Source organism: Acinetobacter sp. TUM15071 (assembly GCF_008980925.1).
GTDB lineage: Bacteria > Pseudomonadota > Gammaproteobacteria > Pseudomonadales > Moraxellaceae > Acinetobacter > Acinetobacter dispersus.
The window spans coordinates 336,446-349,321 of record NZ_BKGB01000001.1; the positions used below are offsets into that span (position 1 = coordinate 336,446).

10 protein-coding genes are annotated in these 12,876 nt (G+C 40.2%); all 10 read left to right on the forward strand.

The window, feature by feature from the left end; all coding sequences use genetic code 11:
- Positions 1–56 precede the first annotated feature (56 nt).
- The 10 genes from GBI66_RS01495 to GBI66_RS01545 all read left to right on the forward strand — a co-directional run bounded on the left by GBI66_RS01495 (position 57) and on the right by GBI66_RS01545 (position 12,776).
- Entirely contained in the window at positions 57–842 is a 786-nt protein-coding gene (locus tag GBI66_RS01495; RefSeq protein ID WP_151715003.1) for an SDR family oxidoreductase, read from the forward strand.
- A 29-nt stretch (positions 843–871) separates the two neighbouring features.
- A complete protein-coding gene (locus tag GBI66_RS01500) occupies positions 872–1,477 on the forward strand; it encodes a nitroreductase family protein (protein WP_004805232.1) in 606 nt (201 codons plus the stop codon).
- 713 nt (positions 1,478–2,190) lie between these two features.
- Positions 2,191–3,120, forward strand: a complete 930-nt coding sequence (locus tag GBI66_RS01505) for a LysR family transcriptional regulator (RefSeq protein ID WP_151714916.1) — start codon at positions 2,191–2,193, stop codon at positions 3,118–3,120.
- 278 nt (positions 3,121–3,398) lie between these two features.
- On the forward strand, positions 3,399–4,709 hold the full coding sequence (locus GBI66_RS01510; RefSeq protein ID WP_070076330.1) for an MFS transporter: 1,311 nt from the start codon (positions 3,399–3,401) through the stop codon (positions 4,707–4,709).
- A gap of 88 nt (positions 4,710–4,797) precedes the next feature.
- Complete coding sequence (locus GBI66_RS01515; RefSeq protein WP_215901022.1) at positions 4,798–5,592, forward strand: substrate-binding domain-containing protein; 795 nt, start codon at positions 4,798–4,800, stop codon at positions 5,590–5,592.
- A gap of 131 nt (positions 5,593–5,723) precedes the next feature.
- Positions 5,724–6,653: a LysR family transcriptional regulator gene (locus GBI66_RS01520; protein ID WP_151714917.1), complete on the forward strand. Its 930-nt coding sequence runs from the start codon at positions 5,724–5,726 to the stop codon at positions 6,651–6,653.
- Positions 6,654–6,756: 103 nt separating this feature from the next.
- Positions 6,757–8,169, forward strand: a complete 1,413-nt coding sequence (tcuA, locus tag GBI66_RS01525) for an FAD-dependent tricarballylate dehydrogenase TcuA (RefSeq protein WP_151714918.1) — start codon at positions 6,757–6,759, stop codon at positions 8,167–8,169.
- Positions 8,153–9,280, forward strand: coding sequence for a tricarballylate utilization 4Fe-4S protein TcuB (gene tcuB, locus GBI66_RS01530; RefSeq protein ID WP_151714919.1), 1,128 nt, complete (start codon positions 8,153–8,155; stop codon positions 9,278–9,280). Before tcuA ends, tcuB begins: the two co-directional genes overlap by 17 nt.
- Positions 9,281–10,074: 794 nt before the next feature.
- On the forward strand, positions 10,075–11,568 hold the full coding sequence (locus GBI66_RS01540; protein WP_151714920.1) for an NAD(P)/FAD-dependent oxidoreductase: 1,494 nt from the start codon (positions 10,075–10,077) through the stop codon (positions 11,566–11,568).
- Positions 11,569–11,936: 368 nt separating this feature from the next.
- A complete protein-coding gene (locus GBI66_RS01545; protein WP_151714921.1) occupies positions 11,937–12,776 on the forward strand; it encodes a metal-dependent hydrolase in 840 nt (279 codons plus the stop codon).
- Positions 12,777–12,876 lie beyond the last annotated feature (100 nt).

A 12,876-nucleotide genomic window follows, 5' to 3' on the forward strand; every position in this document is an offset into this window, starting at 1 on the left:
TTGACATCAAAAAAATACAGGTTTAGATTATGATCATAATCTAAATGGAAGCAATTATGAATAAACATTCTAAAGCACTGGTAACGGGCGCATCTTCAGGTATTGGTGCAGTCTATGCAGATCGTCTGGCAAAACGCGGGTATGATTTAATTCTAGTAGCAAGAGATCAAAGCCGATTGAAACAAATCGCGCAAAAAATCCAACAACAATATGGCGTCCAAGTTGAAGTGATGGCCGTCGATTTATCTAAAAATGAAGATGTAATATCAATTGAAAACCGACTCAAATCCGATCCTCAAATTAATCTACTGGTCAATAATGCAGGAATTAGCGTTAGTGGTCAGTTTTTAGAACAGGATTTAGAACAAATTGAGAAACTGATTTCTTTAAATATCTCAGCGTTAGTCCGCTTATCTCACGCAATTCTACAAAGATTAATCCCTCAAAACACGGGTGCTATTATTAATCTTGGATCAGTAGTTGGTCTTGCCCCAGAGTTTGGTCTGACTGTCTACGGGGCAAGTAAATCATTTGTTGAATTTTTTAGTCAAAGCCTGAGCTTAGAACTCAAAGAAACCAATGTTTATATTCAGGCTGTGCTCCCCTCTGCGACAAAAACCGCAATATGGGAACGTTCAGGTGCCGATATCAGTCAAATGCCTCCAATGATGGATGTGGATCAACTTGTTGATGCAGCGTTGATTGGCTTTGATAAACGAGAAACAATAACAATACCTGTTTTAAAAGATGAAAATTTGTGGAAAACTTATCAAAATTCACGTTTAAAACTTTTACCTAACTTTTCCTCAAGCGGAGTCGCACTTCGTTATCAATCCCAATAATTTTTCCAAAAAATTCAAGGATATAATTTATGAATGTAATCGATGCAATTCAACAACGCCGTGCCATTAAACGCTTTGATCCAGATTTCAAAATCTTGGATGAAGATAAAAAGAAATTATTAAGCAGTGTCATGGAAAATGCACCGAGTGCCTTTAACCTTCAGCACTGGCGACCCGTGCTGGTTGAGAATGTTGAATTAAGAAAGCAGATAAGAGCAATTGCCTGGGATCAGCCACAAGTTACAGAATCATCATTATTGATTGTTTTATGTGCAAAAGTCAGTACATGGGAAGTTGATGCGAAGCATGTATGGGATGGGGCTTCACCAGAAGTTCAAAATATTATGGTTGGCGCAATTGACCAATATTACCGTGACCGCCCGCAAACCCAACGTGACGAAGTTATGCGTAGTGCGGGTATCTTTGCTCAAACTTTGATGTTACTTGCTCAAGAACATGGTTTAGACAGTTGCCCTATGGATGGTTTTGACTTTGATGCGATGGCAAAGCTCATTAACTTACCTGAAGATCATGTAGTGTGTTTAATGATTGCTGTTGGTAAATCAGCATCGCAACCTTACCCGAGAGTTGGAAAATTGCCTTATGATAATCTTATTACGATTGATTCATTCTAGTCTGTTTTAATGATCTTTAGATTATCATTCTGTCTTCAGATTGATCAGATGGTGTTATCAATAAACTCAAATTCTAAAGGATTTGAGTTTATATCTTAATCAAGATATGGATACTAAAAGTCAAAATTTCCAATTCTGCCCCTTAAAAAGCAAAAATTAGGTCAGATCATATCGAATAAACAAGAAAATAAAATCTAAATAATTGAAATTAAATTATTTTTATTAGCTATAAACGTATGTGATTCAGCTTGATTTAAGTATTTGGTGGGATGACGACAGTTGAATCAAACCCATAACGACATGTTTTGTTTAAATTTTATTTTTATACAACTCAAATTTACTCAATCTTGTCCCATTAGCTTTGCGTACATTTTTCAACCAGATAAAAACTCTTACTGTAAAAGAGTTAGTGGAACTACTTGTATATCGTTAAATTATAAGAGTGAGTACAAAATCTTTATGAGCAATTGGATTACTCTATTGTGATTTGCTTGTAGCGTGAAATCAACGGCCTTGGTCTATTCTCTCCTGTTAAAGTTTGGCCTGTATAATAAACACTTGTATGATTATTCTACGGAGTATTTTTTAAATATCATTTTGTCAATTTTCAACATCACTTAAACATTTTTCTAGCAACACTGATAACATCTACTTTATTGATTAATTTGCTTTATAGAACCATCTAAGGCATAGGACGAAAAGAATACATTTTAATGGAAATCAAGCAAATAAAGTATTTTCTGGCTGTGGTTGAAGCCGGCAGCATAGGTAAAGCAGCTCAGAAACTTGATGTCGGTGCTTCCGCAATTAGCCAGCAAATGAGTAAGCTCGAACAGGAATTAAGTATTCGTCTATTACAGCGTAATGCCTTTGGGGTCACGCCTACTCCGGCTGGCCTTGCATTTCTAAAGCACTCTCAACTTATTTTGCGTCAAATAAACTTTGCTGTTGACGCTGCTCATTCAGCCCGACTTTCAGGCCATGTTAGTTTAGGTTTCCCACCGACTATTACTGCTTTGATTGGTATACCTTTGATGAAATTAATGTCTGAACGTTATCCAGACATTCGTCTGGAAATTGTGGAGACACTTTCAGGGAATCTAATTCAGTCGATTAATTCACGCCAACTTGATATCGCCATAATTTTTACCAACGAAGTTGATAAACAATGGTCAATACAACCTTTGGTACGTGAACAAATGTATTTAATGGCGCGTACAGAAGTATTCGAAAAATATGGTCTTTCTGAATGCATTAATAACAGCATTATCCAATCCCAACAAATTGGTAACATTCCGTTGGTGCTGCCACGTCAGCGTCACAGTTTAAGAAAATTCCTTGAGCACAAGATTGGACAGCTCAATGTCGTCTATGAAATTGATGGCTTACATTTGCTTATGGATAGCCTTATTCACCTTGACCTCGCAAGTATTCGTCCTGGAAGCGCCTGCTTACAAGAGTATAAGCACAAGATAAAATTACTAAAATTGATTGACCCAGAAGTTGAACGAATCAATTACTTGGTCAGCCTTGCTGAAGAAGAATTATCACCTGCTGCACTCGCCGCCAAAGCCGCAATTAAAGCTTGTGTCAAAGACTTGATCCAAAATCAAATTTGGCCATGTTCAGAGATTATTTTTTAAAGGGTCATTAATTTTATTAAATACCTCATTAATTTTGCCCTCTCACTCCTTTTCCCTTTTTAGGATTACATTTCTTTTCGAATGATAAGTAGATTTCTGTTTATCAGAATATTGACGTGTAGTTTGAACTGGAAACAAGGCAGCACATTTTCTACAAAGGATAGTTCAATATCTCATCTCTCACCCATTTCATATTAGGGTCTATGGGGTAGATCAATTTATATCCAAAAACTGAAAATTGTGAACGTTTCCATTTTATCAGGCCAAGGAGGTCTTTAATGGATGTCGCAAATAATCGCACAGCTACTTTTAAAAAAATATTAAATGTAACCAGTGGCAATTTTTTAGAACAATATGATTTTTTTCTTTTTGGCTTCTACGCTACTTATATTGCAGCAAAGTTTTTCCACTCTGAGAACGAATATGTCTCTTTAATGATGACATTTACCGTGTTTGCTGCGGGTTTTCTAATGCGACCACTTGGCGCTATTTTCTTAGGTGCCTATGTTGACAGAGTCGGGCGACGTAAAGGTTTGATTGTTACCTTAAGCCTTATGGCCATTGGCACCATTCTGATTACCTTTGTGCCAGGCTATGAAACTATTGGTATTATTGCACCGATATTAGTGGTAATTGGCCGCCTGTTACAGGGTTTCTCCGCGGGTGTGGAATCTGGCGGTGTATCGATTTATCTGGCTGAAATTGCAACTGATAAAAACCGTGGATTTATTACCAGCTGGCAGTCTGGCAGCCAACAAATTGCGGTTGTATTCGCAGCATTACTAGGTTATTGGCTAAATACCGTCTTAACTCACGCTCAGGTCGGCGAATGGGGCTGGCGTATTCCATTCCTGATTGGTTGCTTGATTATTCCTCTAATCTTTTTGTTCCGCCGTACTTTAGAGGAAACAGAGGACTTTAAAGCACAAAAGACTCATCCCTCTTCAAAAGAAATTTTCAGCACATTAGCAAGCAACTGGCGCATCGTACTTGCAGGTATGATGATGAGTGCGATGACCACAACCACGTTCTATTTCATTACGGTTTACACCACAGTGTACGCAAAGCGTACTTTAGAAATGTCGGTAACAGATAGCCTCTTAGCTACCGTATTTGTGGGATTATCAAATTTCTTTTGGTTACCTATGGGTGGCTTGCTTTCAGACAAAATTGGTCGTCGTCCAGTTCTCGTCGGCATTACTTCCCTTGCCATCTTGACCACTTATCCAGTTTTAAGCTGGTTGGTCAGTGACATCAGTTTCTCAAACCTACTGATTACGCTTGCTTACTTCTCGTTCTTCTTTGGTATGTACAACGGCACCATGGTCGCAACACTTGCCGAAGTAATGCCAAAACGTGTTCGTACCGTTGGCTTCTCTTTGGCATTCAGCCTTGCAGCCGCGATTTTTGGTGGCATGACCCCAATGGCCTGTACTTTCCTAGTCGAAAACACAGGTAACGCAAGTACCCCTGCGTTCTGGCTGATGCTCGCTGCGGTATGTAGCTTAGTCTCAAGCTTGTATTTATGCCGTGGTTCTCAACAGAAAAATACGGATCCAATTGCTGAACCAGCCAAGGTTAGCGCTTAAAACAACGACTTAACCTGAAATTTTAATGAACAGTACGGCAGCCCATAAATCTCCGTACTTTTCTTGTTTGTACTTAAAGTGAGGCACTATGAAAACGTCCCCTATCTTGATGACCATTTGTCTGGCTGGTGCAGGCTTAGGCTCAAGGCTTGCTTACGCAGATACCCTCGAAGTGATTAGCTCAGGCGGTTTCTATTCATCTATGGAAAAACTCATTCCAATATTTGAAAAGCAGACAGGCCATACCGTACATCTTTCGTCTGGTTCATCCATGGGTGCGTCACCAACCGCAATTCCCAATCGACTCGATCGCGGTGAACGTTTTGATGTGGTGGTGTTGGCGGCTCCTGAACTCAATAAGCTCGCAGAAAAGGGGTATGTCGACCCAGATTCACAACGTGCTTTAGTCAATTCAAGCATTGGAATGGCTGTGCCTAAAGGCGCCCCAAAACCAGATATTAGCTCTGCGGCAAAATTCGAAAAAGTTTTACTCAATGCTAAGCATATCGGCTATTCAGCAAGTGCAAGCGGCACCCATCTTGAAAAAGATGTTTTTCCAAGCTTCCCACCTGTCGAGTACAAAGTGATTGCTGGTAAAGCAGAAAAAGTGGTCGGTGATCGCGTTGCCAAACGTATTGCCGAAGGACAGTTTGATATTGGGTTCCAGCAAATCAGTGAAATCAAACCGTTTACTGGCCAATATGGTCAAGTTGATTTAGTCGGCCCAATTCCTGCGCCTTATCAAAAAGTCACTGTGTTTGCGGCGGGCATTGGTAAAAACTCTGAACATGAAAAAGTCGCAAAAGAACTCATCAAATTTGTGAAATCGCCTAAAGCAACACAAATTATTGAAGAACAGGGTCTTGAGCAGGTTAAACAATAAAAGCGCTAAAAGGCAACATCTTGAGCTGATGTTGCCTTTACTCTGTTAGTGGTTTACACAACGTAATAGAACAAAATGTATAGCAATAAACCAGTGTAGAATAACCAATAAAGGACAATGTAGTATTTGCCGTGGAACTCAAACAACTCAAGTATTTTATTGCGGTGATCGAGTCAGGAAGCTTGGGTAAAGCTGCAAAAAATCTCGATATTGGAACTTCTGCATTAAGTCAGCAAATCTCAAAATTAGAAAGTGAGCTTTCTATTCGCCTGTTACAACGCACTGCTTTGGGTACGGTTCCCACCCCAGCGGGTTTAGCTTTTTTTCAACAGGTTCAACTTGCACTTAGGCACTTAGACCATGCCGTAGACTCTGCGCATTCTTCACGTTTAAGTGGTCATGTCACCGTCGGTTTTTCGCCAAGTGTCGCGTCGGTTATAGGCACGCACTTTTTAAAACTTATGAGAAACCGTTATCCCGACATTAAAGTCCGTTTAATTGAAGGCTTATCGGGTGACCTGAAGGCATTAGTTAATGCAAGGCAGCTCGATGTTGCCATCATCTTTAGTGACGATGTCGATCCACAGTGGGCCATACAGTCTTTAGTCAAAGAACAGATGTTTTTAATTTCACCTAAAGAAGTACTGAGTCAGTACCATCTTGAAAGCTGTATAGACACTCAAACCATTACTCATTCAGAGCTTAAAGAGCTTCCGCTAATTTTACCGAGTCAAAGACATGGACTACGTTTGTTGCTCGAACAGAAAATTCATCAACTTAAAGTGGCCTATGAAATTGATGGGTTGCATTTGTTAATGCAAAGCATTAGCCAACTCGAAATGGCAACCATCCAACCTGCGGGTGCCTCATTAAACTCACGACAAGACCTATGTTTACTGCGTATTGTAGAACCTGCCATTGAACGCATTAACTATTTGATTAGTCTGTCTGAAGAAGAGCTCTCACCTGCTACTCTAGCCACCAAAGTGGTGATTCGTGCTTGTGTGACCAACCTGATTAATGAAAAGCGTTGGCCCGGTGCGAAACTTATAAACACTTAAGCCATTAGTGTTTATTTTTACTAAACACCCATTCAAGCTTAGCCTCTCACTTCATCTTCCCTTTTAAAGCTACATTAGCCCTAGCTGAAAAAGGGAGAAATCCATGCATGATGTGATTGTAATTGGGGGTGGGAATGCCGCACTGTGTGCCGCGCTCACGGCAAAAGAAAGTGGCGCGTCTGTGCTTGTCATAGAAGCAGCACCTAAAGAATGGCGTGGTGGTAACTCACAACACACTCGTAACCTTCGCTGCATGCATGATGCGCCTCAAGATGTATTGGTTGATGCCTACCCCGAAGAAGAATATTGGCAAGATCTACTTAAAGTCACTGCCGGAAAAACCAATGAGCACTTAGCTCGTCTGGTGATTCGTAGCACGGCGACCTGTCGCGACTGGATGCGTAAACATGGTGTCAATTTTCAGCCGCCACTATCGGGTGCTTTACATGTTGCGCGTACCAATGCCTTTTTTATGGGTGGTGGTAAAGCCCTCATAAATGCCTATTACCGTAGTGCCCAAGAACTTGGCATCGAAATTTTATATAACACAAGAATTAAAGATCTAAAGTTAGACCAAGGACATTTTGAAGCCGCAATTGCAGAAGATGACCGTGTATTTAAAGCGAAAAGCTGTGTACTGGCAGCAGGTGGTTTTGAGTCAAATTTGGAATGGTTAAGAGAAGCATGGGGACAAAATGAAAACGGCGAATGGCCTGCCGATAATTTCATTATTCGCGGAACCCGCTTTAATCAAGGCAACTTACTCAAATTTATGAGAGATCAAGGTGCAGATATTATTGGTGACCCATCGCAATCGCATTGCGTCGCTGTAGATGCAAGAGCACCGATATATGATGGCGGCATCTGCACCCGTATTGACTGCGTTTCACTGGGAATTGTGGTCAATAACCAAGCCGAACGTTTTTACGATGAAGGCGAAGACTTTTGGCCAAAACGTTATGCGATTTGGGGCCGCCTTGTTGCCAAACAACCCCAGCAAATTGCCTATTCCATTATTGACTCAAAAGCCATTGGTCGCTTTATGCCACCTGTATTTGCTGGTGTAAAAGCAAATAGCATTCAAGAGTTAGCTGAAAAAATCGGGCTGGATGCAAAAACCTTATGCCATACCGTAGAAGAATTTAATCAAGCCTGTGTGCAAGGCACCTTTAACCATACCGTTTTAGATGATTGCAGCACCGAAAATATTGTTCCCAACAAGACCCACTGGGCCGTTCCTCTCGATCAACCACCATTCTATGCCTATGCGCTTAAACCTGGCATTACCTTTACCTATTTAGGTTTAAAAGTCGAAGATGATGCTGCTGTGCGTTTTAACAATAAAGCCAGCCGCAACCTGTTTGTCGCAGGTGAAATGATGGCAGGTAACGTACTCGGTCAGGGTTATACCGCAGGCGTTGGCATGTCGATCGGCACAACCTTTGGACGCATTGCCGGAAAAAATGCAGCCCACTATGCACTTTCAAAAGGATTTGAACATGATTGCTCGTACTAAAACCCTCATTCCAGTTGTACAGCTCTCGGGCCATGAGCAGGAAGTTCAAAGAGCATTACAGATTTGTAATGCTTGTCGATACTGTGAGTCATTTTGTGCTGTTTTTGCAGCCATGACCAAACGCCTTGAGTTTAATCAAGCCGACATTCATTACCTCGCGAATCTGTGCCATAACTGTGGTGCCTGCTTACATGCTTGCCAATATGCCCCACCACACGAGTTTGGTGTAAATATTCCAAAAGCGATGGCGCAAGTTCGTTTAGAAACTTATCAAGAATTTGCGACGCCACAACCTTTAGGTCGACTTTATAAATCTGTAGGTATTCCTTTTGTCTCGGCGTTAACACTCATTTTCTTTTTTTGCATGTTAGCTGTGGTGTGGTACAAAGGTACCGATCTGTTTGCTAGCTACCAAGGTAATTTCTATGCAATTTTCCCGCATAACTTTTTAGCACTATTGTTTGGAGCAACCTTTACAGTTGCGATTGTGCTGCTTGGCATTGGAATTAGCAAATTCTGGCGACAAACGTCTAAAGTCATTCATGGCAAAGTTGAGAAACCCGATCTGGTTCAAGCCACCCAAAATGTATTAACGCTTAAATATTTAGATGGTGGACATGGCAAAGGCTGTAATGAGCAAGATGACCGTTACACACAAATCCGCCGTGTGTTCCATCACCTAACTTTTTACGGCTTTATGCTTTGTTTTGTGGCCACAGGTGTAGCGACTTTATATCACTATTTCCTTGACCTACATGCACCTTATCCTTACCTAAGCTTGCCAGTATTTTTAGGCACTTTAGGTGGCATTGGCTTAGTTGTCGGACCATTTGGTTTGCTCTATTTAAATCTTAAGCGTCATCCGTTGCATGGTGACCTTGAACAAAAACCTGTAGATCGAGGCTTTATATTCCTTCTACTTATCGTTAGCGCTTCAGGGCTAGCACTCATGGCATTGCGTGATACGCCTTATATGGCACTTTTACTGATTTTCCATTTAGCCACGGTTATGACCTTCTTTATTACCATGCCATTTGGAAAATTCGCACATGGTTTTTATCGTAGTTCAGCGTTACTCAAGTTTGCTATCGAAAATAGAATAAAAAAATAATATATCTACGAGTTGAATATAAAGAGTTACAAACTCTTTATATTCAATAAAAATGCCACTCAGAGAGGTACGTTAGTTTCTTTAAAGAGCTTGTTTAAAGTAGAACAAATAGAGCAGCCCTAACTATTCCATCATTCTGTAAAATCTAAATGAACATTTCACTAGATATTTTAAACAGCTAGCTAAAGATTTTAAAAGATAACTCATCACCTAATATAATAATTTCCAGACCGACTATCATGACTAGCGGTAAAATGAGTTCTAGATAATAAATTGGACTTCAATTGCTCCCAACAGTCCCAAATGGTCAATTAATAATGAAGAGATAATCTGCCCAGCAATCTCCATTCCTAACAAACCGGATAGACAGATTGTTAGCGCAAAAATTACTTAACAAAGCAATGCACACGAATTCCAACTAAAAGACTCCACCATGGTTGGGTAGAAATAGCAATTAATAAAGAATTAATTTCTCCCCAGACTAGAGAAAAAATACCAATCCGTATTGCACAAGCAGTAAATGAAAATAATGCAGCCGCAATAGAATCCCGACCTAAGTCCTTAGCCAAAGGTCATTTGAAACCACATTTGGGAATGTGACAAAAAGTGTTTATATGATTGTTTGGCATAAGTGCTAATACCAAAAGTACTATTTGGTACTTGTGGTAAATATCTATTCTCTATAGCTTATAAAAACTTGTCTAAGCAATATTGCCCAAGCAGATAACCTAAGGGCTACTACATGTAGGTACCCTAGTAGATGAATACAAAAGTAATAAGATGGAGAATTCAATATGACTGAACATCATGAGATCGTTATTGTCGGTGCCGGTTTTTCAGGCATTGGTACAGCTATCGCACTTCGCAAAGCAGGTTTTGAAGATATTATCATCCTTGATGATGCCAGTGGGCCTGGTGGTGTATGGCACTGGAATACTTATCCAGGTGTGGCAGTTGATATTCCATCATTCAGTTACCAATTTTCCTTTGAACAAGGCAATAGTTGGTCTCGTAGCTATGCCCCAGGCAAAGAGCTGAAAGCCTATGCCGAGAAATGTGTGGCCAAATATAATCTAACCAAACTGTTCCGTTTTAATACACGCGTACAAAAAGCTGTATTTGAAGAAAATGAAAGCCTATATCATCTAGAAACAAGCAGTGGCAACTTATCCGCACGTTGGCTGATCCATGCTGGCGGGCCATTAAGCCAACCCAAACTACCTGACATCTCTGGTATTGAAAGCTTCAAAGGTAAGACGATGCACACCAGCCGCTGGGATCACTCGGTTGATTTAACAGACAAGCGTGTGGGTATTATTGGTACAGGTGCAACTGCAGTACAGGTGATTCCAGCGATTGCACCTACAGTTAAAAAACTGACCGTCTTCCAGCGTACCCCTATCTGGTGTTTACCAAAGCCAGATTTCTCTCTTTCTAGCACCGCACGCCGAGGCTTGAAGTCCTTACCAGGGGTAAAAGGAATATCTCGTCTTGCCAGTCAGGCCTTTGTAGAACTCACCTTTCCAGTGATGGCTCATTATCACAGCCTGATTCCCGGTACGGAACTGATTGAAAAAGCTGCCCGCGCCTATGTGGCCGCGCAGGTACACGACCCAGCAATCCGTCAAAAGCTAACCCCCAATTATGCGATTGGCTGCAAGCGCCCAAGCTTCCATAACACCTACCTGAAGACTTTCAACCGTGATAACGTAGTACTAGAAACCAGCAGCATTGTAGAAATCACTCCAAAAGGCATTCGCACTAGTAATGGTGTAGAACATGAACTGGACGTGCTAATTCTGGCTACCGGTTTTAAGGTAACTGACAAGGATGCTCTCCCAACCTATGCCGCTTTTGGGCGAAATGGCGTTAATCTAGCTGACGACTGGGAAGAAAACCGCTTACGATCATACCAAGGGATTACTGTAGCTGGCTTCCCCAACATTTTTACCATTTTTGGTCCATACGGCTATAACGGCGCGTCTTTCTTCACCCTAATTGAAAACAGCGCAGCACATATTGTTCGTGTGTTGAAAGAAGCCAAAAAGCGAAGTGCCGTGGCTGTTGAAGTGAAAAAATCCGCGCAGGATGCCTACATGACAGACATCCTGTCACGCAAGGATCGTCAGGTATTTGCCAACCCAAGCTGTCAGGGTTCTAACAGTTACTATTTTACAAAGCAAGGTGATGTGCCCTTCCGTGCTTCCACCACACTAGAAGCCGCCTGGAAAAGCCGCCATTTCGACTTGAAAGACTATATTTTTACAGTGCAAGAGAAAACGGCCTAGTTTAATTAATAGTGTCACACAGAAGATGCTGCATATAACTGACTAGATATTAAAACTTCTACTAGAACTATGATTAATTTATCAAGTACTGGTAGAGGTTTTCTTTTGTCTGCTAAATTGAATTTTAAGAACTAAATGCAAATTAAATAAAATTAGATAAAAATATGATCAAGCATATGAAATATATAAAAAATATTTAACAATAGAAATTTTGACAATACTTCTTGTCATAAATATGTTGACAAATATAGTCTTAATACCATACAAAAGAACCAAATAGTTCTTTTGTATGGTATCCATTATGTCTCATCTATGACGCTAAATGGTACTCAACTACATCGTTTCCCTTTAATGGAGTATTATTCAACATGTCAACTACAATTAGCGCTCTACAAAAAGTAAAATCCTCCTTTCCTGTTCGAAATATTAAATTTAATTTTGATCCTTCTACACGTTATTGGTTTGATAAAGATCCTCTTTATAGTCATTTTTTAAATACATTATCGGCTATAACAGCACAAGGAGAATTATTTTTAATAAGAATGCTTCGTACGCTTAGAGTACGTATTACTGACCCAGTTTTACAAGCTGATATCAGCGCATTTATTGGTCAAGAAGCCATGCATTCAAAAGAACATACTGCATATCATCGTTATGCAGATCAAAATGGAATTGATATTGAAACTTTTGAGCAACAATTAACTCAGATATATACTCTACTAGATAGAACCTTACCGTTAATGGATCGTATCGCAATCGGATGCGCAATTGAACATTGTAATGGAACATTTGGTGCAGAGTTATTACGTAATGATGAGTGGAATCAGAAGATGGTTGGTCCTCTACGTGATTTATGGCTTTGGCATGCGGTTGAAGAGAATGAACATAAAGCAGTGTTTTTTGATGCCTATCATGCTGCAGGCGGTGGCTATACAAGACGAATTGTATGGATGATCCTTGGATGTAGTATTTTTGCAGGATTAATGACCTATGGAACCGCCCGACTTTTAATTGCAGATAAGAAGTTTCTATCAAAAAAACATTTGCAATCTATCAGTCAAATCACTCACCCAAGAACAGGGCTATTTAATATTTCAGTCCTTAAAGAATTTCTCAATTATATTCGTCCGTCATTTCATCCATTTGACTACGATACAAAACAACTAGAACAACGCTGGCAAAAAGAGTTAAATCTTAAACTTCATTAAAATTTGATTTATGAAGAGTATTCCAAGAAAGAATGCTCTTCTCTAAGCAAAATAATTCTTTCATATTCTAGTAATTCCAAAGACTTATTAGGTAAGTTGT